Source organism: Lacimicrobium alkaliphilum (genome assembly GCF_001466725.1).
Classification (GTDB): domain Bacteria; phylum Pseudomonadota; class Gammaproteobacteria; order Enterobacterales; family Alteromonadaceae; genus Lacimicrobium; species Lacimicrobium alkaliphilum_B.
Map to the genome: position 1 here is coordinate 645527 of NZ_CP013650.1, position 22244 is coordinate 667770.

Genomic DNA, 22244 nt, shown 5'->3' on the forward strand with positions numbered 1-22244 from the left:
ACAGATGAATTTATGTTCTGGTTCATCTGAGTGTGTGCAGATGTTGGCACATTGCTTCTGCACCATCACTCAGGCGCAATGAAAATCGATGCAACCTGTCAGGATCGACCCTGATGATATCGTCTTTATTCAGCCTCAGCATTGGCAGCCAGGGCTGCCAGAAACCTTTAATTTGTGGCATTTCCTGATGCTGTGCGGCAACGATGGCCTGAGGCTGGCGTTTAATCACTTCTTCCATGGTGACTTCCGGATAATCATTGATCGCATCGGCGAAAATATTGGTGCTGTTACACAACTCAAGCAGGTGATTGGCCCAGGCACCGCTTCCGATACTCATCAGCGGCTTGGGATGCATATAGTAGAACACCTTAAGCGGTGTTGTTTGCTCATAGCGTTCTGAGATCTCTTGCAGAGCCTGGCGATGTTGTTGTGCCAGTTTTCTGGCCAGGGTGCGCTGGCCAAGTAATTCGCCCAGAGCTTCCACTTCATCGGCAATATCGGCCGGTTGCTGAGGGCTTGAGATAAACAGCTTATACCCCAGCGCTCTGATCCTCTGGATATCCTGAGGTTTATTGCCGCCCTGCCAGACCAGTACCAGATCCGGCTGCAGTTTTACCAGAGCCTCGAAGTTGACGCCCTGATAGCTGGCGATGCGGGGTAAGACTTTGGCGGCCTCGGGATAATCGCTGTAATCACTGACCGCCAGCAGACGGTCATCGGCTTTAAGGGAATAGATCAACTCGGTAGTATGAGGCGCAAGACTGACGATCCGCTGGGGCACCTCAGCCCACGCGACTGATATAAACAGGTATAGCAAGGCTGATAGTGTTTTTTTCATTGACCTACCTTCAGGGCAAACAGGCCGACGCTGAGTAGCAGTATCAGGCATAGCAGGATCGCCGTGCACTTGTGCGTGGCCAGCCTTGCCCGGCGAATATCCCCGATTTGCGGTAATCGGTTGCCACCACATTTCGGTGTACGACGCTTTTGTCCGCCATAGTATGCCGGGCCGCCCAATTGCAGCTTTAAGGCGCCACCGGCCAGTGCCAGAATGCGGCTGTGAAAACAGCTGCCTCTGGTGAGGGATCTGCGCCCGGCAAGGGCGCCGGAGATATTCTCAGCCAGCATCAGGGTGGACAATGCCAGGTACACCGGCAGCATCTGAAGTGCCGTAACAATCATCCCCACGGGCTGACCGAAATAACGAAAGCGGGGCTGGCGTGTGTTCCAGGCCTGGCTGAACTCATAGAGTATTCTGTAGCTTAGCGCGGCTAATCCGCCGCCAATAAAATACCAGAACAGCGGGGTGCAAAACTGATAGAAAAAGCGCAGCAAGGTGGTTTCTGTGAGGGCCTTGCTCAGGCCCATGGGAGAGAGGCTATCTGTCTGGCGCAAAAGTAATGTGGCGCCAAGATCCCTGGCCAGGGCTTTTTTATTATTTTTAAGCGCATTTTCCGCCCGTTTAAGGTTTTGCAGCACAGGTTTGAAATAGATCGCCATCAGCAGCAGGATGCCATCAAAAAATACCGGGTATTCGGCCAGTGTAATAAACAGGCCAATACAGATCAGTATGGGGGCCAGCAGCACCAGTGGTGCCAGAGTGCCGGAGAGACGCTGTTGATAAACAGAGTCTGTGCCGCGGCGATTGACCTTGTCGGCCATGCGACTGGCCAGCAGGCGAAAGAAGCTGAGCGGATGATACGCCACCGGCCATAACCACAGCCGTTCAATCAGTATGGCCAGCAGCATCACCCACAGAGGTTGTAAAAGGGGTTCAGAAAACAGCCAGGTGATCATCTGGCCAGAGTTTTTATCATGTCCATTACCAGGCTGGCGGAGTTTTTTGCCGCCTTGTCCAGATACTGGCCGAAAGATACCGATGAGGTTTTACCGGCAATATCCGATAGCGAGCGGATCACCAGAAAAGGGGTGTCGAGCATGTAAGCGGTCTGGCCGATGGCGGCGCCTTCCATTTCCACCGCGCACATATCGGGAATAAGGTTACGCAATCTGCCCGCAGCCTCATCGCAACCGATAAAGGAATCACCGGTACAGATCAGCCCTTTTTTACAATTCAGGTGCAGCACATCTTTGGCAGCGTGCTCAGCCGCCGCAATCAGAGCCGGATCACAGGCATAGCGGGCGGGCATGCCATATACCTGACCCAGTTCATAACCGAAATGAGTGACGTCCACGTCATGGTGTTGCACATGGGAGGCAATCACGACATCGCCAATATTCAGGCTGGTGTCGAAACCACCGGCCGAGCCCGTATTCACTACATAATTTGGGGCGAAGCGGTCGATCATAATGGTGGTGGCGATGGAGGCGGCTACTTTGCCAATGCCGCATTTAACGACAATGACTTCCACCCCGTGCAAGGTGCCATCATAGAAATCAAGATGACCATAACGGGAGTGGGTAACGTTTTTCATGGTTTGTTTAAGCAGTGCCACTTCCTGATCCATGGCACCCAGAATTGCGATTTTCATTACTGCGCAGCTCTAACATGGCGAATAGGGGATAGTGTACTGATAGCCGCAGGACAGGCCAACTACTAATATCAGTGCTGCTTATTCCTGCTTTTGTTTAGCTTGTCATTATCAATGATGAAAAATTAACCTACACCACTGTCAGTATACTTTACGTTTGCTGTAGAGGATTATTGAAAATCATATTTAAATTCATAAAAAACAAATAGTTATAGACTGGCATGAATATGGCTTGATGGACAAGATATATTTTATTAACTTACGGGAAGTTTCAAATGCATAAAGCTGTAGTATTTAAGTCACTATTCGTCGCACTATTGTTGACCATCGCCTCAACGGCGAACGCCGCACTTATATTTGATAATGCCGATCCGTCACAACAGTCAAGCAACCGTTCAGCCGAATCCTCTCCTGGCGCGCTTATCAGCGTATCTGTTGATACAACTATTAATCAGATCGCGGTAAAGAATGACCTGAATGCGGATGGCGATTTACGCTTTTTGATTTTTGACCACGACTCTCATGCACTGCTTTTTGACTCTGGTGCTCAATCTTTTGTGGATGACGGAATGACATGGAAAACTTCCGGGCTGTTTTCCTTTACCCTGTTAGCCGGGAACTCCTACGACATTGGTGCAATAGCAAATGTTGGCGGACTCTGGGCCTTTGATACAACGGGGAATACACAGAATGGCCTGACATCCATTGTCCAGAACCCTAATTTCACAAACTTTGCCGCGCCGGTATCTGGTGGTCACGCAGGCGGAGATGCACATGTTCGTTTGTTTGCTGCTGATGCGCAGGCGATTCCTGAGCCTTCAACGTTAGCTTTGTTAGGCCTGGTGCTTGTCGGCATGGGTTTACGTCGCCGGGTTTAGTTCTGAGTATTCGCACAATAAAAAAAGCGACTCGGCGAGTCGCTTTTTTTTTGTGCTTTTTAAACAGTAACAACTTTGGGATATATAATCAGGCCGTAACAGGTCTGCGCATACCGGGTTTATCCTGACTTTTATTGGTACCCTGAATCAGCGGCTTGGCAGGCTCTTTATACCTGACCGGTGCCAGTTTGGCCTCAATACAGTTGCGGATTTCTTCTTTGCTGTAGCCGGATTTGATTTTAATCCGCAGGTGAGGGATGCGGGCCGCGTCCAGGGTACTGCTGACGAACCAGTCACGCTGGCCCTTGTACCCTTCTTTACCTTTGGGGCTGACCAGATCGATAGCCACGACAGGGCTTAAGTCTTCGCGGTCACAAAGTACAAAATCCAGGTGCCGGCTGCCAGCTCTTGACATGGCACTACGGGCGGTTTTTTTGTCGGTTCCCTGGCGCAACGCTACCACATCACTGAGCTTTACCCGACAGATGACGCGATATTGATCACCTATGGCTTTTTCCAGCATATCCAGAAAAGAGCGTTCAACGGGAGTAAACAGGTTGGTACGTTTTTTAAAAGGAAAGGCCAGGGTTTCACCATTGAGCTTAACAGCAGCTACGCCTATCACTATCAAGATCATCAGTAAAATTAATGTCAGTTCCATTTATCACTCCGGTATGTTGCATAACAAGCTTTTGACGCCTGATTAGGTTACCGGAAGAACTGCAAAAACAGTGCCAGTGCGACTCTGTGTTGCTCTTTTCTTTACCTCACTCCTCACCACTCTTCTTGACCAGGATATCTATCTGGCTGCCTTCGCCATCGGCTGATATCACTAACACCCAATCCCCGCCGGGCGCTTGCAATACCTGGCGTCCTTTAATGGCGGTTTGCTGTACATCGCTGAATTGCTCAAGGTAAAAGCTAAGCGCCGCATCGGGTGAAACAATGGAATGAAAACTAAGGGTAGCGGGCAGTTTATCGTCAAATTGCTGACAGAATCTGGCGTCCCCGGTCAGCGGGATAGTGCGAAAGTGCTCGGGGCATTCAGACTGGGCCATGGCACCAGGGCTCAGCAACATCAGGGCTGCTGCCAGCCCTGTTAGAATCAGAGTTGATAATTGTTTTTGCATTACTTTCATGCCATAACCTTTTGATAAAACTGAGCTTGCCGGATAACAGAACCATCACCAGGGAGTCTGTTGTCACAGAGGATTGATATACTATAGGTGTTGGTGGTGCCTCGGGCAATAATGCCCGGGTTCTGTTAGGTATGGCATCACACCCGCCGGTATAAAGGAGTGTTTGAATGAGTCTGAAAAAATTTCTTACCAACAGGCTGGCAACAGTGGGGCCGGATACCAGCCTGGCTGAGGTACAGCGTATTTTCCAGGCGGCGGCGTTTCATCATCTGTTGGTGGTGGAAAATAAGGTGTTGGTGGGTATAGTCTCTGACCGCGACCTGTTTAAGGCGCTCAGCCCTAATCTGGGAACGGCATCTGAGACCATCAGGGATACAGCCACCCTGAATAAGAAAGTACATCAGATTATGAGCCGGCAGCTGTGGACATTGCAGCCTGATAAGAGCGTATATGATGCCATTGATCTATTCCTGCAGCAGAAGATTTCCTGTATTCCTGTGGTGAATGAGCATAAACAGCCCGTCGGCATTATCAGCTGGCGGGATATTCTGCGACTGTTGGCTCAAGGTAAGAATCGTCGTGAACAGGGATAAGGTTATGTATTTAAGGGCAATGCTATGAGCGTGACCCGGCTGGCTCCGAAGCGGGAGATCTTTGGCTGGTCGATGTTTGATTTTGCCAACCAGGCTTACACTCTGCTGATTATCACGGTGATTTACGGGGATCTGTTCACCCGGGTGATTGTAGCTGACGGGCCAGATTATCGTATGGGTAATCTGTTGTGGAGCATTGCTCTGGCGATCAGTTACATGATGGTAGTGGTGGCGAATCCCTTATGCGGGGCGGTGATGGACTACTCTGCCAGTCGCAAAGGCTTTTTGTTTGCCAGCTACCTGCTGACGATTGTCAGTACCGCCATGCTCTACTGGGTTGAACCTGGCTGGATTTGGCCAGCCATGTTGCTCGTCATTATCTCTAACTTTGCCTATTCCATTGGTGAGGGATTTATCGCCAGCTTCCTCACTGATTTAGGTCCTCGCAAGGCGCTGGGCTGGATTTCCGGTCTGGGCTGGAGTTTGGGTTATATCGGCGGGTTGGTGGCTACCGCCTTTGCGCTGTTTTTTTTAGGCGAAGTGTCGGCAGAAAACTACCAGACCATACGCTGGGTCGGGCCTTTTGCGGCAGTATTTTTCCTGTTAGCGGCTATTCCCACTTTTGCCTGGTTACAGGAGCGCGGGCAAAAACGTACGCCACCGCCAGGCAGTACCCTGGTAAAAATGGGCTGGCAGCGACTAAAAGGCACCTGGGCGGCAATTCACCACTTTGGCGACTTGCGCTTGTTGTTGATCTCCGTGTTCTTCGCCATGGCCGGGGTTTATATCATTATTGCCTTTTCTTTTATTTATGGTGCGCAGGTGATCCGCTGGGATGAAAACGTGCGGGTACTGATGTTTGTGATAGTGCAGATCACCGCCGCTATAGGCGCCGTGGGCTTTGGTTTTTTGCAAAGTAAAATCGGAGCCAGGGTCACTTATATTGTTACCCTGATACTGTGGCTGGTGGCCATACTGGCGATCTGGCAGACGCCGCTGCTCACCGAATTATGCCAGACGTGGTTTGGGGTTAACTGGCAGGCCCAGTATGTGTTTTTATTTGCCGGTTTGCTGGCCGGGCTCAGTCTGGGCTCATCTCAGTCGGCGGGCCGCGCTCTGGTTGGGGTGCTGACACCCCAGGGTAAAGCCGCAGAATTCTTCGGTTTCTGGAGTATGGCCAGCAAGCTGGCCGCCGTATTCGGCATGCTGGGGCTGGGGCTGATGCAATGGGCCTTTGGTCTGGCCGATGCGATTGTTTTCTGTTTACTGCTGTTTGTGCTGGCCATTATCAGCGTAATACCCATTAATGAGCAGCGCGGCAGTGACGCCGCCGATAGCTGGCGGGAGTGACAGCCCCGAATACAGCAATTGAGAGGTGGTGTTGTTGCGATTTGGAAAACTCCACAGCATGGGGGCAGTGGCGGAGCGTCCAGGGAAGGATTCACAGCGTGTTCCGAACCGAGGCAACGCTACCCGGGCTAATTGTTTTGTCGGGCGATGGCTTTTTGCAGGCTCAGAATATTATCGGTAAAGATCCAGTCAATATCGCGATGAGCCTCGCGGTTAGCGATCAACGGGTGTTCCACCTGACCCGTACCCACCCGTCTGCCTGCGGCTTTTAACTCTTGCACCAATGCCGGCGTCAGCAGGGCAAAAGAGCCAGCCACGGCGCCATGACCCAGTTCGAGATTCTGTCTGACGATGGATTTGGTGTTGGTCAGCGCCACATCAATAAAGGTTGCAGGGGGAAGTGCGGTAAAACCGCAAAGATGATCAGGCTCAAGGCTCAGCAGATGATATTCTTTATCCGGCTCAAGCGAACTCAGGGACTTTTGTATACGGGAAACTAATGCAGTTTTCTCACGCCATGATTCTTTAATCTCCAGCATCAGGTGCATTTGTCCGCCATAGCGACTGACTATTTCATCCAGATGCGGGATCTCCGGCACTGCCTGACGTAAGTGCTCAAATTTGGTTTCGCCGATCACTAAATCCGGACGCTCAAACAAGCGCCCGCAATGGTCGTCATGAGCAATCACCGGCTCACCATCCAGGGTTAACTGAATGTCCAGCTCAATCCCCCAGACCTGATTTTGCAGGCAGAGATCGAAGGCGGGCAGGGTATTTTCCACTATCACGCCGGCTTCATTGCGGCCATGGGCGCCGCGATGGGCTACCAGCTTTGTGCACTCAAGATCGGCAGACTTATAACACCCCGGGCTCAGCAGCCAGAGATAGTTAGCCAGCTTGTTTAAGTAGTGAGTGGTATCCGCCATCAATGTTCAGTTAAATACAAAATACAGAAATTCATCATAGCGCAGCAAACAGCAACTACAGAGCCGAAATTGGAATGTGTAAATCTATTGTGTATTCTGTTTGTGTATAAGTGTTTCAGGAGAAACAGATGAATTCCGTGAAATCTCTCACTAAAGTAAAAAAACGCACTAACCTTTCACTGGACGGTGCGCTGTTGCAGGAAGCAAAACACCTTGGCATAAACATCTCTAATTCTGCAGAGAAAGGGATCGAACAAGCCGTCAGGGAGCGCAAGCAAGCGCTGTGGCTGGAAGATAATGCTCAGGCCATTGAAAGCTCTAATGAATTTGTGAACAAGCAGGGTTTGCCTCTGGCTAAGTACAGAAACTTCTGATGGCACGATACGACGTTTACCGCAACCCTCATGGCGCTGGCTATATGCTGGATGTGCAAACCGATCTGCTTTATGGGTTAAACACCCGTGTAGTTGTTCCCCTCTTGCCGGAAGCAGAATCGCCGCGACCAGCCAGCCGGCTTAATCCCATTTTTGAGATTCAAGGGCAGCAGACGGTGATGGTGACGCAATTTATGGCCGCTGTACCTGTTACTGAGTTAAAAAAGGTTGCAGGCAATATCGGCGGGCATCACGACCAGATTTCCGAAGCATTGGATATGTTGTTTAAGGGCTTTTAGGTTTCAAAAACCGATCATGGGGTCGTAGTTGTTGAAACCACTAAACTCCGGATTCCGCTGTGCTACATCACGGGCTACAGGATCTGCGTTGTTCGTGATTTTAGTGTTTTTCGTGGTTGAGAGCTTTTTTACCACGAACCTGTAAATACCTCTCGCAGAGTCGCAGAGGACGCAGAGACTATGCGGTTAGCATTCTCAGCGCCCTCTGCGTCTTTGCGGTGAAAAGCTTTTTAAACCTCTGTGTTCTCTGTGCCTCTGTGGTTATTTTTGTTTTTCTCAAAGGGCGCCGGATGCCCGATTACTGCATTCGGGCATGACCAGGATTCGGATATGGATTTAATCTGTACATAGGCGAGGGTATCCCCGGATTCCGCTTCGCTGCATCCAGGCTACTTCTGTTTGGATGGATCAGATACCGCATCCTTGCGGCACTGGTGTTCTTTACACCTTCAGATAATCCAGTATGCCTTCGGCGGCCTTGCGGCCTTCGAAGATGGCGGTGACCACCAGATCGGAGCCGCGTACCATATCGCCACCGGAGAAAATCTTCGGATTGGAGGTCTGGAAGGCGAATTTACCGCTCTCAGGGGCTCTGACCCGGCCTTTCTCATCCAGTATGATGCCATAGTCGGCAAACCAGTTTGACGGGCTTGGCTGAAAACCGAAGGCGATAATCACCGCATCGGCTTCCAGTACATGCTCAGAGCCGGCTACTGGCTCAGGACGGCGACGTCCGGCCTCATCGGGCGCGCCGAGTTCGGTTTTGACCAGCTTAACGCCACAGGCATTACCCTCAGCATCCACCGCCACATCCAGCGGCTGCAGGTTAAAGCGGAACTCCACCCCTTCCTCGCGGGCGTTTTGCACTTCCCGTCTGGAGCCTGGCATATTCTCTTCGTCGCGGCGGTAGGCGCAGATCACCGACTCGGCACCCTGGCGCACGGCAGTACGCACACAGTCCATGGCGGTATCACCACCGCCCAGCACCACCACCTTTTTACCGCGCATATCGATAAAATCGGCTTCGCTTTGTTCCAGTTTCATTTGCCGGTTAGTGTTGGCAATCAGATAAGGCAGGGCCTCATACACGCCAGGGGCATTTTCGTGATCAAAACCGCCGCGCATATACTTGTAGGTACCCATGCCCAGAAACACCGAATCGTATTCATCGATCAACTGCTGGAAGGGAATGTCCTTGCCGATTTCGGTATTCAGTACAAACTCCACACCCATCTCGGTAAAGATTTCACGGCGCAGTTTTACTACATCTTTTTCCAGCTTAAAGGCCGGAATACCGAAGGTCAGCAGGCCGCCGATCTCCGGGTATTTGTCAAATACTACCGGCTTGACGCCGTTGCGTACCAGAATATCGGCACAACCCAGCCCCGCCGGACCGGCGCCGATAATGGCAACCTTTTTATCGGTTTTGACCACATCCGACATATCCGGGCGCCAGCCCATTTTAAAGGCGGTGTCGGTGATGTATTTTTCGATGGAGCCAATGGTAACTGCGCCAAAATCATCGTTAAGGGTACAGGCCCCTTCACAGAGCCTGTCCTGCGGACAGACCCGGCCACAGACTTCCGGCAGGCTGTTGGTCTTGTGGCATAATTCGGCGGCTTCGAGAATGCGCCCCTCATTAGCCAGATCCAGCCACTGTGGAATGTAATTGTGCACCGGGCATTGCCACTCACAATAGGGATTGCCACAATCCAGGCAGCGATCGGCCTGACCGGCCACCTGGGTTTCGCTCATGGGCTGATAGATCTCGGCGAACTCCTGACGGCGCAAATGGGCCGGCTTCTTGGGAGGATCGATACGCTCGACATCGACAAATTGATAAACATTCTTTGCCATACTGCTAATTCCTCCTTACTGGGCCTGAATGCGTAATTCAGCGGTTGAACGACTGATATGACCTAACAGGTTCTTCACATCACTGGTTTTGGGTTTCACCAGTCTGAATTTCTTCAGATAGCTGGCAAACTCGCCCAATATCACCAGTGAGTGCTCACTACCGGTCTCTTCATAATGCTGATTTACCAGTCCGCGTAAATGCTCGGCCAGAATCGGCTTATCTTCGATCTCCATGGCTTCTACCAGATCGCTGTTGACCCGGCGCTCGAAGTCACCGGCCACATCCAGCACATAGGCGAAGCCGCCGGTCATACCGGCACCGAAGTTCACCCCGGTCTGGCCGAGAATCGCCACAATGCCACCGGTCATATATTCACAGGCGTTATCACCTGTACCTTCCACCACGGCGATGGCGCCGGAGTTACGTACTGCAAAGCGTTCACCTGCGCGTCCTGCTGCAAACAGCTTACCGCCGGTAGCGCCGTACAGGCAGGTATTGCCCATAATGGCACTGTCCTGACTGGCGAAGGATACGCCCAGTGGCGGATGAATAACCAGCTTGCCGCCGGTCATACCTTTGCCCACATAGTCATTGGCATCACCGACAAGGCGCATTTCCAGGCCACCGGCATTCCAGACCCCGAAGCTCTGACCGGCGGTGCCGGTAAAACTAAGCCGCAGTGGATGGTCAGCCATGCCCTGATTGCCGTGATGGCGTGCAATATAGCCCGAGGCCAGGGCACCAACGGATCTGTCCGTGTTGCGAATCAGATAGTGCCAGTTGCCCCCTTTTGCGCTTTCAATGGCCTCTTTCGAGTTTGCCAGAATACGCAGGTTTAACTCGCCTTTATCCAGCGGCGCATTGGTCACCTCTGAGCAGAACAAACGGGTATGTTCTGCTGCCTGGGGTTTAGCCAGCAGCGGTGACAGATCCAGGCGGCTCTGACGGGCGCTGATGCCTTCGATCACTTCCAGCAATTCGGTGCGGCCGATCAGTTCATCGAGCTGACGCACACCTAAGGCTGCCAGCCATTCACGCACTTCCTGAGCAATAAACTTAAAGTAGTTCATCACCATTTCCGGCAGACCAATAAAATAATTATCCCGCAGGTTTTCATCCTGAGTTGCTACACCAGTGGCGCAATTATTGAGATGGCAGATACGTAAGTACTTACAACCCAGTGCCACCATTGGCCCGGTACCGAAGCCAAAGCTTTCGGCACCGAGAATAGCTGCCTTGATCACATCTAAGCCGGTTTTGAGGCCGCCGTCTGTCTGTACCCGTACTTTATGCCGCAGGCCGTTTTCAACCAGTGCCTGCTGGGTTTCTGCCAGTCCCAGTTCCCAGGGGCAACCCGCATACTTCACCGAGGTCAGCGGGCTGGCACCGGTGCCGCCGTCATAGCCGGATACGGTTATCAGATCCGCATAGGCCTTGGCCACACCCGTGGCCACTGTGCCCACACCAGGCTCAGATACCAGTTTGACCGAGATCAGCGCATCGGGATTAACCTGTTTAAGGTCAAAAATCAGCTGGGCCAGATCCTCTATCGAATAGATATCATGGTGAGGTGGCGGCGAAATCAGGGTCACGCCGGGCACCGAAAAGCGCAGCTCGGCAATATACCGATTGACTTTATCGCCTGGTAACTGCCCGCCTTCTCCGGGCTTGGCGCCCTGAGCGACTTTAATCTGGATCACATCGGCATTGACCAGATAATGGGGGGTGACGCCAAAGCGACCGGATGCCACCTGTTTGATCTTCGAGTTACGCTCAGTGCCGAAACGTTTCGGATCCTCGCCGCCTTCGCCGGAGTTAGACTTGCCCCCTAAGCGGTTCATGGCAATGGCCAGGGCCTCATGGGCCTCGGGGCTGAGTGCGCCGATACTCATGGCGGCGGTATCAAACCTCGGGTAGAGATTTTCCGCCGGTTCCACCTCGTCAATGGATATCGGGTTATCACTGAGTTTCAGCGCCAGCAAATCCCGTAACTGGGCCACAGGACGTTCATTCACCAACTGGAAGAACACCCGGTAATCTTCATAGTTACCACTGACCACGGCTTTTTGCAGGCTGGTGACCACATCAGGGTTATAGGCGTGGTACTCGCCGTCATGCACATATTTAAGCAGGCCGCCGTGAGAGAGCTTTTTGCGCTTAAGCCAGGCGATGCGATTCAGGTTCATCACATCCTGCTCGAAATCATCGAAGTTGGCACCCTGAATGCGGCTCGGTATACCCTGAAAGCAAAGATCCATCACGTCTTTGTTGATGCCGATGGCTTCAAACAACTTAGAGCAACGGTAGCTGGCCACCGTACTGATGCCCATTTTCGACATGATCTTGTACAGGCCTTTATTGATGCCCTTGCGATAGTTGAGCATGGCATCCATGGCGCTCATTTGCAGTTCGCCGTTATCCACCATCTGTTCAATGGTTTCATAGGCAAGGAAAGGATACACCGCGGTGGCACCTAAGCCGATCAGCACGGCAAAGTGATGAGGGTCGCGGGCCGAGGCAGTTTCGATGACGATATTAGCATCACAGCGCAGCGCTTTTTCAACCAGACGGCGCTGCACGGCACCCACTGCCATAGGCGCGGGAATGGGCAGACGATCGGCTTTGATCTTACGATCCGACAGCACCACAAAGGCGGCGTTTTTCTGTTTCACCAGATACTCGGCTTCATCACAGATGCGCTTAATGGCCGCTTTCAGACCCTCTTCAGGACGATAGTTGATATCAATCACTTCAGAGTAATAGTACTCCGGGTCAAATTCTCTTAGCTGTTTCAGATCCGTGTACACCATGATCGGCGATTCAAACAGTACCCGGTTGGCATAACCAGAGGTCTCGCTGAAGGGGTTCTGTTCGCGGCCAATGCAGGTGGCCAGTGACATCACATGGTTTTCCCTTAAGGGGTCGATAGGCGGGTTGGTAACCTGGGCAAACTGCTGGCGAAAATAATCGTAGATCACCCGGTGTTTGGTGGACAGTACCGCCATAGGTGTGTCATCACCCATGGAGCCAACGGCCTCCTGACCATCTTTGGCCAGCACCCGCACGATCTGCTGAATTTCTTCATAGCTGTAATTAAACTGCTTGTGGTAGGTGGCCATCATGTCATCGTCAAACATGCGCACGCCAATCTGACTGGCATCGCAGTCCTGAATCGGCTTAAGCCGGCGAATATGCTTGTCCAGCCATTCTTTATACGGATGACGGGCTTTAAGTTCTTCATCGATCTGATTAGAGCGCCAGATCTTGCCGGTGTAGATATCCACTGCCAGCATTTCACCGGGCCCCACCCGGCCTTTTTCGATCACATCCTCCTGCTTGTAGTCCCAGATTCCCACTTCCGAGGCCAGGGTAATCAGACCGTCTTTGGTGATCACATAACGGGCCGGACGCAGACCATTTCTGTCCAGGTTACAGGCCACATGCCGGCCGTTTGTCATAACGATGCCGGCCGGGCCGTCCCAGGGCTCCATATGCATGGAGTTAAACTCATAGAAGGCTTTGAGGTCCTCATCCATAGTCTGGTTGTTCTGATAGGCTGGCGGCACCAGCAGACGTATAGCACGGAACAAATCCATACCACCGGCCAGAAACAGCTCCAGCATATTATCCAGCGATGAGGAATCCGAGCCCTCAAAATTCACAAAAGGCGCGGCATCATGGAGATCCGGCAGCAGTGGGGTGCGGAACTTATAGGTCCTCGCTTCAGCCCATTCCCGGTTGCCACGAATGGTATTGATCTCGCCATTGTGGGCCAGAAAACGAAACGGCTGGGCCAGTGGCCACTTGGGCAGCGTATTGGTGGAGAAACGCTGATGAAATACGGCGATGGCCGACTGCATGCGCTCATCAGCCAGATCCTGATAAAAGTTAGGCAGATCTTTGGGCATTACCAGCCCTTTATAGATGCTGACCAGGTTCGACAGGCAGGCGATATAGAATTCACTGTCATCAGCCAGGCGCTTTTCGGCACGGCGGCGGGCCATAAACAGGCGCCGTTCCATGTCCTTTTTACGCCATCCGGGCGGAGCGTTAACAAACACCTGTTCGATTTGCGGCAGGCCGCTTAATGCCAGCTCACCCAACACAGAAGCGTCGGTGGGCACTACGCGCCAGCCAACCACTTCCAGGGTTTCTGCCTGGAGTTCTTCATTCAGTATGTCACGGGCTTTCTCTGCCAGGTTGTTGTCCTGGTTCAGGAAAATCATGCCAACGCCGTACTTTTTGCCCAGCTTCCAGCCATTTTCTTCGGCGATAGCGCGGAAAAACGCATCGGGTTTTTGCAATAGCAGGCCGCAACCGTCACCGGTTTTACCATCGGCAGCAATACCGCCTCGGTGCTGCATACGATCCAATGCGTGGATAGCGGTTTTTACCAGATGATGACTGACTTCCCCTTGTGTGTGGGCGATCAGACCAAAACCACAGTTATCCCGTGAATCGTTCGGGCTGTATAGTCTCATTACTCATGACTCCTTTAGTAAGGGCGCTTTTACCTCTCATACCTGTTTCTGTTGAGAGCTAACTACACTCTAACGACTGGGCAGGGTGATGTTCTTTCTATGGTGGCACAGGTGAACTTCTGATTGGTTCGTTAGGTTGTGCACCATTGTCGTCAGGCAGACCTTTGACAGGTTCGATTTATAAGGGATTTACCAGTCTTTCATACCACATCAGAATAATCTGATGTCTCATCTATATTGTTTCCGGCGTGTTATCGCGGGTTATTATTATTGGCTTCTGGCCTGTACTGAGCAGGCCATTTTTCCGAATTTTTATGCACTCATCGCGAGCGGCTATAGAACATACCCACAAAGCGATCAGAAATCAATTCCTCCGCACCTTGATGAATGAAATAAAATGCGCTCATTTACGACGCAAATAGGATAACTCTTTCATATGGGTGAAAATTAACACAGTTAATAGGATTTTATTTTGCGTTATAACAAAAAGGTCGATACGCCACAGCAGCCCTGATGAAAGGTCCTGAGGCAGTCTGCAGGCCTCAGTCAGCGGATATCTCAAGCATAAATATCGATTTTATATTGGATATTTACCCACTTCTTCAATGAAAGACAGGGTGCGTCAGTACAGAGATTGCTTTTATCCCGGGTGGTTTTTTAATAGCATTGCCTGCAATTCAATCAGCTTAAGCCTCTCTGCATGCAGCCATCTTCCTCGCAAAACGATCACTGGGCGATACGTTTCGCCCAGTTTGTGGCCCGTTTCGGCACTGTCAGAATCAGCATCTTTTTTGTGTTTCTTACCCTGCTGTTTACCATCGCCGGTTCATACTTTATCCGCCTGTATATGACCGGTGAAGTGCATATCGAGGATTTTGTTTCGGCGATTATGCTGACCCTGCTCAGTGCCCCCTGGGTGTTGTATTTTTTCAGTGAACTGGTCAATCAGTTGCAACAGAGTCGCAATAATCTCAAGGAAGTGGTGGCTCAGCTGGAGCGGCTCAGAGAAGAGGACGTACTGCTTAACCGCGAACTGCAAAATCATGTCAGACAACTCAACGTAGAGGTTGAGGAGCGTCGCAAGGCCCAGGAAGACAGAGAGAAGGTGTTCACGGAGCTGGAGCAGGAGATCAACAAAAAATCTGAACAGGAGCAGCAGGCCCAGCGTTTATCGACTTTGCTGCGCTCTATCATTGATGCTTCACCGGATCTGATTTATTACCGCAACGAAGAGGGACGTTTTGCCGGGTGCAACAGGGTCGCCGAGCAGATGACCGGCAAAACTGAGGCAGAACTGATCGGTCTCACCCCGCATCAGGTGTATGACGAAGAACTGGCCCGCCAGGTGGTGGAAAGTGATCATGAAGTACTGGAGAGCAATGCCGGTATCACCGAGGAGTTATGGCTACGCTTTGCCGATGGCCGTAAGCGTTACTATGAGATGCGCAAGGTGCCGTTTTTCGATAAAGAAGGCAATCGTCTGGGATTGCTGGCCTTTGGCCGGGACATTACTGAACGCAAGCAATCCCAGGTGGCGCTGGAAAAAGCCAGCCGTGACAAGACCGCCTTTATCGCCACCATCAGCCATGAGCTGCGCACACCTCTGAACGGTATTGTGGGCTTAAGCCGCATGCTGCGGGATACACAACTGACCGATGAACAGTATGGATGGGTCAGCACCATTTACGCCAGCGCCATTACCCTGGGCAATATCTTTAATGACATTATCGATCTCGACAAACTGGGCCGGGATAAGCTCGAACTGTCATTAAAAACTGTCAATCTGAAGGATTTCTTTGCCGAACTCAGCAGCATTATTCAGTTGCTGGTAGCAGATAAGAATCTGAGTTTTCAGACCCACATGGACGAACCCTTACCGGATTTTGTTGAGGCAGATGGCACCCGCTTGCGTCAGGTGTTGTGGAACCTGCTGTTTAATGCGGTCAAATTTACCCAGAAAGGCTCCATCAGTTTCAGCATGACAGCTGCAGCGCCAAAGCAGGGGATTTGTGAGGTGGTGTTTAAAGTGGCCGACACCGGTGTGGGGATCCCGGAGCAGGAGCTGGACAAAATTTTTGCCATGTATTATCAGGTGCAGCACCCTGACCACCAGAGCGCTACGGGTACTGGCATTGGCCTGGCTATCTGCAAACAGATGGTAGATTTGATGGGGGGTGAGATCAGGGTCAGCAGTGAAGTGGGCAAGGGCACCTGTTTCAGTGTGGTGTTGCCGTTGGCAGTCAGTACCCGTCCGGCGCAATTGGCGGAGCTGAAGGTCAGTGGCCTCAAGATATTGCTGGTTGAGGATATTGAGCTCAACGTGATGGTGGCCAAGGCACTACTGGAAAAGCTCGGTCAGTCAGTCGAAGTGGCCATGACCGGGCAGGAGGCGCTGGATATGGCCCGTAAGCAACAGTACGATCTGATTCTGCTGGATATTCAGTTGCCGGATATGAATGGTTTTGATGTGGCGTCAAAGCTGCATGAAGAGGAGCTGGTCACAGGAACGCCTATCGTTGCCCTGACGGCCAATGTGATCAAGGCCCGCCAGGAATACCTGGATCAGGGCATGGATGATGTGATTTCCAAGCCAATTAAAAAGAGCCGCGTTATAGAAGTGTTTAACAATCTTTTCTGTGACAGCGAACAGCTTCCGCAACTGGAAGAGAAGGCGCAGCAGAGCAAAGCCGAATCGGTGCTGGATCTGGAAATGTTACAAATGCTGGTGGATACCATAGGCGCGGAAATGCTGACCACCAGTGTCAATGTGTTTAATCAGAGTATTCCCCAGTATATGGAAATTCTGATGACCAACTTAAGCGCTAAAGATAAGGAGGAAGTCTGCTCCCAGGCACACAAGATCAAAGGGGCGGCCGGCTCAGTGGGCTTGTCCCGGGTTCAGAAAATCGCTAATCAGATACAGCAGGGGGATCACCCTGCCTGGTGGGAGAACGTGTATGACTGGGTGGAGGAGCTGCAACAGGCCCTGAAACTGGACATGCAGTCTCTGCATAACTGGCTGGCAGACCAGAGTATTGATGATTAATCTGATGTAAATCGTTAGTTAATAATAAATTGCAATCGATTGCAGGTGCTGGCACTATCTCTTAAAAGTCAGACTGACAGGAGCATGTGCCATGAAATCTATTACAGTAATATCGCTGATTCTGGTGTTGGCGGCAGGTTGCAGTGACACAGAGCAATCTGCGGCAATAAGCAACGAACATTGGGTAAGCAGTGGGGGCCTTGCTGAAGCCGTTACGACACAGCCGGTCCTGGCCTTTGAAGTGCAGGAAGGCAGAAATCTGAATGCATTCTACCGTCAGGGACCTGTCGCTGCACATTTATCACTCACCGAAGGCCTTGCTCCAAGGCTGATTGCCGCTTTTCCCGCAGGAAACTCTGGTGTAGGGATATGGTTTGATTCAACCACAGATATCGACTGGGACTGGCAGCGGCCACTTAGCCCCTTGTCTGCAGAGCGGGCCGGACAGAGGTATTATGGCATCCAGGGGCAAGCTGAGGCCGTCGGCGGCAGCCTGCGGATTACCAAGGTGCTATTGGGCAGTATCCGGGTGCTGCGGAATTATCATCAGCAAAGTGAGATCCCGGAGATTGTGGACAATGCCGAAGTGTACCCCGGGGATAATCAGATCAGCTGGAAACGACAACGCCTTGATGGTCAGGCGGGCTATCTTCTGAACCTGAAAATTACTGAAGGGAGTCTGCAGCAGGACCAAAGCAGCGGGGAGTGGATCCTTAATGCATCTGATCGGGGCAAGCTGGCTTTTAGTATTCAGGCAATGACATCGGAGACAGCTTTAACGCCGCTCGACAACATCCTCAGGGCAGAGGTGACAGAAGTCGATAACACTCATCTTCAGGCACTGCGTTTTCTCAGCTATGAAGAAAAACTGTTGGCCGGATCCTGGCGTTTTCTGACCTATTTTGGACGCGATACCCTGCTATCTTTAAGGTTGCTGATGCCGGTATTGAGCGATGATGCCATAGAGTCAGCCTTAGGCTCAGTTTTTGAACGCATGTCGCCAAAGGGCAGAGTGGCACATGAAGAAGATATAGGTGAGTTTGCCTTGCTGCGGAGTCTGCAACAGAGTCAGAAAGCGGACGACAGCCCGCAGTATGATTATGAGATGCTCGACGATGATTTGATGCTGCTGCCAATAGTGGCCGAATACCTGCTGGATGAGCGAACCGGACAACAACGCAGAGAGGCTTTTATAGCGCGCCGGAGAACAGACGGCAAAAGCTATGCTGAAATCCTGGGTGCCAATATCGACTATCTGTTATCTGTAACCCGGCCATTTTATCAGCAGCCCAGCTTGTCGAACCTGATTGGTCTGGCTGAAGGCCATTATGATGGTAACTGGCGGGATAGTGAAGAAGGTCTTGATGGCGCCCGCTATCCTTACGATGTCAATGCCGCACTGGCACCTGCAGCATTGCGCGCAGCGCTGAAACTGCATCAGAGTGGTTTGTTAAATGGGCATGGGGAATCAATTCAGAATCTTGCAGAATTGGAAGATATAGCCAGGCACTGGCAACAAAAGGTACCGCCATTATTTTTTGTAAAAATGGAGCCGGAGCAGGCCAGAAAAGCTGTTCTGCAGTACAGTAAAAAAATCGGCCTGCCTGCAGCAGTTACTGAGGAGGACATTTCACCCGAGTTTGCTGCCCTTGCACTCAACGCCGATGGTGCCCCTGTTCCTGTTATTCATTCTGATACCGGCTTCGATCTGCTTTTCAGTGAACCCGATGCGCACAGACTGCAACAGATACTCAGGAACCTGAGTGCAGACTTTCCGCTGGGACTTTATACGTCAGTCGGCATGTTGGTGGCAAATCCTGTTTATGCATCAGTGGACACTCAGGAACGATTCGGATCGGGAAATTACCATGGCACAGTGGTATGGAGCTGGCAGCAGGCGATGGTGCTCAGTGGTATTGAAAGGCAGTTACGTCGGACAGATTTGCCGGAATCAGTGCGCGCACAACTGAGACAGGCGCAAGATAAATTGTGGCAGACAGTCAGTGCTACTGAGGATCTTAAGACTTCTGAGCTATGGTCATGGTCTTTTGCAGATGGCCACTTTCAGATGAAACCATTTGGCCAGAGTCGGGGGGATATTACCGAATCTAACCCTATCCAGCTTTGGAGCACGGTCTACCTTGCTGTGCGCCCCTGAACCGGTTACAGCATACTACCCTAATCTATTGCCCCGGCCCATTTTGCCGGGATTGCAATCCATTCCATGTTATTTCAGTCTGACCCCTGTTCAGACTGAAACAGCATCTCCTGAAAGAGCGGACTTAATACCAATCCGCATGGATAATCCTCCTGAACCCGCAGATGTGTTACATAAGTTGTAAATAGAATCAGCACAAAAGCACAAAATTAACAAAATTTTAATAAACTTCACTCAAAACTATTGCAATCGATTGCAATAGATTCTATTTTTAATCTGTCGACAACGAGCACAGCAATGATGTAGTCAGTTGCAGCCTTGCTGAAAGTGCACATAAACCAGAAAGCACCATGTAAATCAGTTAGTAAATCGGGGACCAGAAAATGAAAACGAAAAAGTTAGCTTTGGCACTGGCGGTATCAACGGTATTCGGTACCAGCTACGCGCAGCAAGAACCAGCCGCACAGGAAAAAAAGGATAAGGACTTTGAACAAATCATCGTCACAGGTACGCCCACGGGTACCGCAATGCGTAAGGTTGATGCCAGTTTTGCAGTCACCAATCTTTCCGCCGAAGCAATAAAAAAACTGGCACCAAAAAGCACTGCCGATTTGTTTAAGGCGGTACCCGGGGTCTGGGCCGAGAGCTCCGGCGGTGTGTCCGGTGCTAACGTGTTTGTGCGGGGTTTCCCCGGCGGCGGTGATGCGCCTTTTCTGACCGTACAGATGGAAGGGGCGCCATTGTTTCAGCCACCGACCTTGTCTTTCCTGGAAAACTCCACACTGTTTCGTATTGATGAAACCGTCTCTTTTATGGAAGCCCTGCGGGGCGGACCCAACCCGGTTATCTCTAACGGGCAGCCGGGCCTGACCACTAACTTTATGCTTAAAGAAGGTGGTGATTACACCGAGGGTACCTTCAAATACACCACCTCAGATTATGATCTGCAACGGGTTGATGCGGTTGTAAGCGGGGCCCTGGCCGATGATCTTTACTATATGATTGGCGGCTATGTATCCAGTTCCCCGGGCATTCGCGATGCGGGGTTTAACTCGGAAAAGGGCCATCAGTTTACGGTCAATATTACCAAGGTACTGGATAACGGTAAGATGAACTTCTACAGCCGGGTCACGGATGATCACGGCGTCTGGTACTTGCCTACGCCTTTGGTGGAGGGCGTAGACAATGGTTATACCCAGATGGGTACGCTGACCCGCCAGGGCACAATTCAGTATGGCCCTGAAGGCACAGAGCAGGCCTTTGATTTCGGAGAAGGACGGGGCTGGGATGGCTCGGTATCCGGCGGTAAGATCCAGCTCGAATTTGGCGATGGCTGGCAGTTCAGCGATCGATTCAATTTTACCAAGGGTGACGCCAATACCTTAGGTCTTGTACCCGACGGTGCGCCGGTGAGGTTGTCTGAGGTGGCAGACAATGGTGTAAGTGCTGATGGCGCAGTAACAGGTGATACTTATGATGGTGATACCCTGGTGCAGCAGGTCGGTCGCTGGGTGGTGCTGAAAGAGATCGAGTCTTTTACCAATGATTTGGCTTTAACCAAAGAGTTTGATGCCCTGAAATGGACTTTTGGCTTATATACCTCCAACTTTTCAGCCAATGACTGGTGGTCACTGGGGAACCAGTCCTATCATGTTATCGCGCAGGGCGGAGAAAGTCTTACCGGCATAGATTGTAATGACAATGCCGACAGCTGTGGCTGGAACTATGATATCAATTCCACCGGTGATGGTTCTACCAGGGCTTTCTATACGGCTTTTGAATATCAGGTCAGCGATGCGCTGACGCTGGATCTGGGCCTGCGCCGTGAAAACCATAAGATAGAATACACCGTCGATGAAGGCCTGGATGGTGTTATCACCAAAGCGGTGCAGTATGACGAAGACACCACCTCCTGGACTGCCGGTGTCAACTATATGCTGACCGATAACTCCGGTCTGTTCTTCCGGGCTAATGACGGCAGCAAGATGCCCTACTTTGATGACTTCAGGGATAACTTTGGTTCATATTCCAATGGTGATGACCTGATTTTTGATATACAGCAATATGAACTGGGATATAAACATGCCGGTGACAATTTCAGTTTCTATGCCACCAGCTTTTTCAATGAAGTAGAGAGCAGTAATGTCAGCCAACCCGGCGCGCCGGCAACACTGTCAGTGACCGAAGCAAAAGGTGTGGAACTGGATGCCAACTATACCTTTGATTTCAATCTGAACCTGAACCTGAATGCGACGGTACAGGATACCGAAATCACCAAGAGTGGTGACGCCAGTCAGATTGGCAACGAAGGGCAGCGTCAGCCTGGCTGGCAGTTACGTTTCACGCCAAGTTACGATCTGGAGCTGGCAGGCGGTAACTTCCTGACAATGTACGGTACGGTGAGTATGGTTGATGATCGCTGGTCAGATAATGGCAACACTGTGGTGCTGGATGGTTACACCAAAGTGGATCTGGGCGCCTACTGGGAAGTCTCGGAAAACCTGAATGTCAGGTTGTCGGTGGATAACCTCACCGATAAGGACGGGCTGACTGAAGGAGATCCGAGAAATCCGGCGGCGCCTAACGGCAGATTTATCATGCCGCGCTCGGTGAAACTCAGCATCGGCTATAACTTCTTCTGAGCCGTCAA

At 51.4% G+C, this 22244-nt stretch carries 16 protein-coding genes; 8 read left to right on the plus strand and 8 right to left on the minus strand.

What is annotated here, in order from left to right:
* Positions 1–22: 22 nt before the first annotated feature.
* Genes AT746_RS03095 through AT746_RS03105 form a run of 3 tightly spaced genes read right to left on the minus strand, consistent with a single transcriptional unit; the run spans position 23 to position 2492 of the window.
* Positions 23–838, minus strand: a complete 816-nt coding sequence (locus tag AT746_RS03095; RefSeq protein ID WP_062476276.1) for a cobalamin-binding protein — start codon at positions 836–838, stop codon at positions 23–25.
* A complete protein-coding gene (locus tag AT746_RS03100) occupies positions 835–1797 on the minus strand; it encodes a cobalamin biosynthesis protein CobD/CbiB (RefSeq protein ID WP_062476279.1) in 963 nt (320 codons plus the stop codon). Before AT746_RS03100 ends, AT746_RS03095 begins: the two co-directional genes overlap by 4 nt.
* Positions 1794–2492, minus strand: coding sequence for a 5'-methylthioadenosine/adenosylhomocysteine nucleosidase (locus AT746_RS03105; protein WP_062476281.1), 699 nt, complete (start codon positions 2490–2492; stop codon positions 1794–1796). The genes AT746_RS03100 and AT746_RS03105 overlap by 4 nt, the downstream gene beginning before the upstream one ends.
* Positions 2493–2767: 275 nt before the next feature.
* On the opposite strand from AT746_RS03105, the gene AT746_RS03110 reads away from it, so the two are divergent.
* A complete protein-coding gene (locus AT746_RS03110) occupies positions 2768–3370 on the plus strand; it encodes a PEP-CTERM sorting domain-containing protein (protein ID WP_062476285.1) in 603 nt (200 codons plus the stop codon).
* An 88-nt stretch (positions 3371–3458) separates the two neighbouring features.
* On the opposite strand, the gene AT746_RS03115 is transcribed toward AT746_RS03110, so the two are convergent.
* Together AT746_RS03115 and AT746_RS03120 are read right to left on the minus strand one after the other, a co-directional pair.
* Positions 3459–4031 (minus strand): DUF2726 domain-containing protein, encoded by a 573-nt coding sequence (locus AT746_RS03115; protein WP_062476289.1) that lies wholly within the window; start codon positions 4029–4031, stop codon positions 3459–3461.
* A gap of 106 nt (positions 4032–4137) precedes the next feature.
* Positions 4138–4509, minus strand: a complete 372-nt coding sequence (locus tag AT746_RS03120) for a hypothetical protein (protein ID WP_062476293.1) — start codon at positions 4507–4509, stop codon at positions 4138–4140.
* 167 nt (positions 4510–4676) lie between these two features.
* On the opposite strand from AT746_RS03120, the gene AT746_RS03125 reads away from it, so the two are divergent.
* Both AT746_RS03125 and AT746_RS03130 read left to right on the plus strand, forming a co-directional pair.
* Positions 4677–5102, plus strand: coding sequence for a CBS domain-containing protein (locus tag AT746_RS03125; RefSeq protein WP_062476296.1), 426 nt, complete (start codon positions 4677–4679; stop codon positions 5100–5102).
* Between the two features lie 24 nt (positions 5103–5126).
* A complete protein-coding gene (locus tag AT746_RS03130) occupies positions 5127–6452 on the plus strand; it encodes an MFS transporter (RefSeq protein WP_062476299.1) in 1326 nt (441 codons plus the stop codon).
* Between the two features lie 128 nt (positions 6453–6580).
* Here AT746_RS03130 and AT746_RS03135 read toward each other — a convergent pair whose 3' ends face one another.
* The gene (locus AT746_RS03135; RefSeq protein WP_062476301.1) at positions 6581–7378 is read right to left on the minus strand and encodes a glycerophosphodiester phosphodiesterase; all 798 of its coding nucleotides are present in this window, start codon (positions 7376–7378) and stop codon (positions 6581–6583) included.
* 128 nt (positions 7379–7506) lie between these two features.
* On the opposite strand from AT746_RS03135, the gene AT746_RS03140 reads away from it, so the two are divergent.
* Both AT746_RS03140 and AT746_RS03145 read left to right on the plus strand, forming a co-directional pair.
* Positions 7507–7752 carry a type II toxin-antitoxin system CcdA family antitoxin gene (locus AT746_RS03140; protein WP_062476304.1) on the plus strand — a complete coding sequence of 82 codons (246 nt, stop codon included), beginning with the start codon at positions 7507–7509 and terminating at the stop codon, positions 7750–7752.
* A complete protein-coding gene (locus AT746_RS03145) occupies positions 7752–8051 on the plus strand; it encodes a CcdB family protein (protein WP_062476307.1) in 300 nt (99 codons plus the stop codon). Before AT746_RS03140 ends, AT746_RS03145 begins: the two co-directional genes overlap by 1 nt.
* 441 nt (positions 8052–8492) lie before the next feature.
* On the opposite strand, the gene AT746_RS03150 is transcribed toward AT746_RS03145, so the two are convergent.
* Positions 8493–9908 carry an FAD-dependent oxidoreductase gene (locus AT746_RS03150; RefSeq protein ID WP_062476310.1) on the minus strand — a complete coding sequence of 472 codons (1416 nt, stop codon included), beginning with the start codon at positions 9906–9908 and terminating at the stop codon, positions 8493–8495.
* Positions 9909–9923: 15 nt separating this feature from the next.
* Positions 9924–14390, minus strand: a complete 4467-nt coding sequence (gene gltB / locus AT746_RS03155; protein WP_062476313.1) for a glutamate synthase large subunit — start codon at positions 14388–14390, stop codon at positions 9924–9926.
* Between the two features lie 700 nt (positions 14391–15090).
* Between gltB and arcB the strand changes: the two genes are divergently transcribed.
* The 3 genes from arcB to AT746_RS03170 all read left to right on the plus strand — a co-directional run bounded on the left by arcB (position 15091) and on the right by AT746_RS03170 (position 22236).
* Entirely contained in the window at positions 15091–17436 is a 2346-nt protein-coding gene (arcB, locus tag AT746_RS03160) for an aerobic respiration two-component sensor histidine kinase ArcB (RefSeq protein WP_062476316.1), read from the plus strand.
* 91 nt (positions 17437–17527) lie between these two features.
* Positions 17528–19594 (plus strand): hypothetical protein, encoded by a 2067-nt coding sequence (locus AT746_RS03165; protein ID WP_062476319.1) that lies wholly within the window; start codon positions 17528–17530, stop codon positions 19592–19594.
* A gap of 383 nt (positions 19595–19977) precedes the next feature.
* Positions 19978–22236, plus strand: coding sequence for a TonB-dependent receptor (locus AT746_RS03170; RefSeq protein WP_062476323.1), 2259 nt, complete (start codon positions 19978–19980; stop codon positions 22234–22236).
* The last annotated feature ends 8 nt before the right edge of the window (positions 22237–22244 follow it).

Bases quoted from the DNA above. Each gene is read 5' to 3' on its own strand.
- AT746_RS03145 (WP_062476307.1), top strand. From the start codon at position 7,752: ATGGCACGATACGACGTTTACCGCAACCCTCATGGCGCTGGCTATATG.
- AT746_RS03150 (WP_062476310.1), bottom strand. From the start codon at position 9,908: ATGGCAAAGAATGTTTATCAATTTGTCGATGTCGAGCGTATCGATCCT.
- AT746_RS03165 (WP_062476319.1), top strand. From the start codon at position 17,528: ATGAAATCTATTACAGTAATATCGCTGATTCTGGTGTTGGCGGCAGGT.
- AT746_RS03115 (WP_062476289.1), bottom strand. From the start codon at position 4,031: ATGGAACTGACATTAATTTTACTGATGATCTTGATAGTGATAGGCGTA.
- arcB (WP_062476316.1), top strand. From the start codon at position 15,091: ATGCAGCCATCTTCCTCGCAAAACGATCACTGGGCGATACGTTTCGCC.
- AT746_RS03105 (WP_062476281.1), bottom strand. From the start codon at position 2,492: ATGAAAATCGCAATTCTGGGTGCCATGGATCAGGAAGTGGCACTGCTT.
- AT746_RS03140 (WP_062476304.1), top strand. From the start codon at position 7,507: ATGAATTCCGTGAAATCTCTCACTAAAGTAAAAAAACGCACTAACCTT.
- AT746_RS03110 (WP_062476285.1), top strand. From the start codon at position 2,768: ATGCATAAAGCTGTAGTATTTAAGTCACTATTCGTCGCACTATTGTTG.
- AT746_RS03120 (WP_062476293.1), bottom strand. From the start codon at position 4,509: ATGAAAGTAATGCAAAAACAATTATCAACTCTGATTCTAACAGGGCTG.
- AT746_RS03135 (WP_062476301.1), bottom strand. From the start codon at position 7,378: ATGGCGGATACCACTCACTACTTAAACAAGCTGGCTAACTATCTCTGG.
- AT746_RS03100 (WP_062476279.1), bottom strand. From the start codon at position 1,797: ATGATCACCTGGCTGTTTTCTGAACCCCTTTTACAACCTCTGTGGGTG.
- AT746_RS03125 (WP_062476296.1), top strand. From the start codon at position 4,677: ATGAGTCTGAAAAAATTTCTTACCAACAGGCTGGCAACAGTGGGGCCG.
- AT746_RS03130 (WP_062476299.1), top strand. From the start codon at position 5,127: ATGAGCGTGACCCGGCTGGCTCCGAAGCGGGAGATCTTTGGCTGGTCG.
- gltB (WP_062476313.1), bottom strand. From the start codon at position 14,390: ATGAGACTATACAGCCCGAACGATTCACGGGATAACTGTGGTTTTGGT.
- AT746_RS03170 (WP_062476323.1), top strand. From the start codon at position 19,978: ATGAAAACGAAAAAGTTAGCTTTGGCACTGGCGGTATCAACGGTATTC.
- AT746_RS03095 (WP_062476276.1), bottom strand. From the start codon at position 838: ATGAAAAAAACACTATCAGCCTTGCTATACCTGTTTATATCAGTCGCG.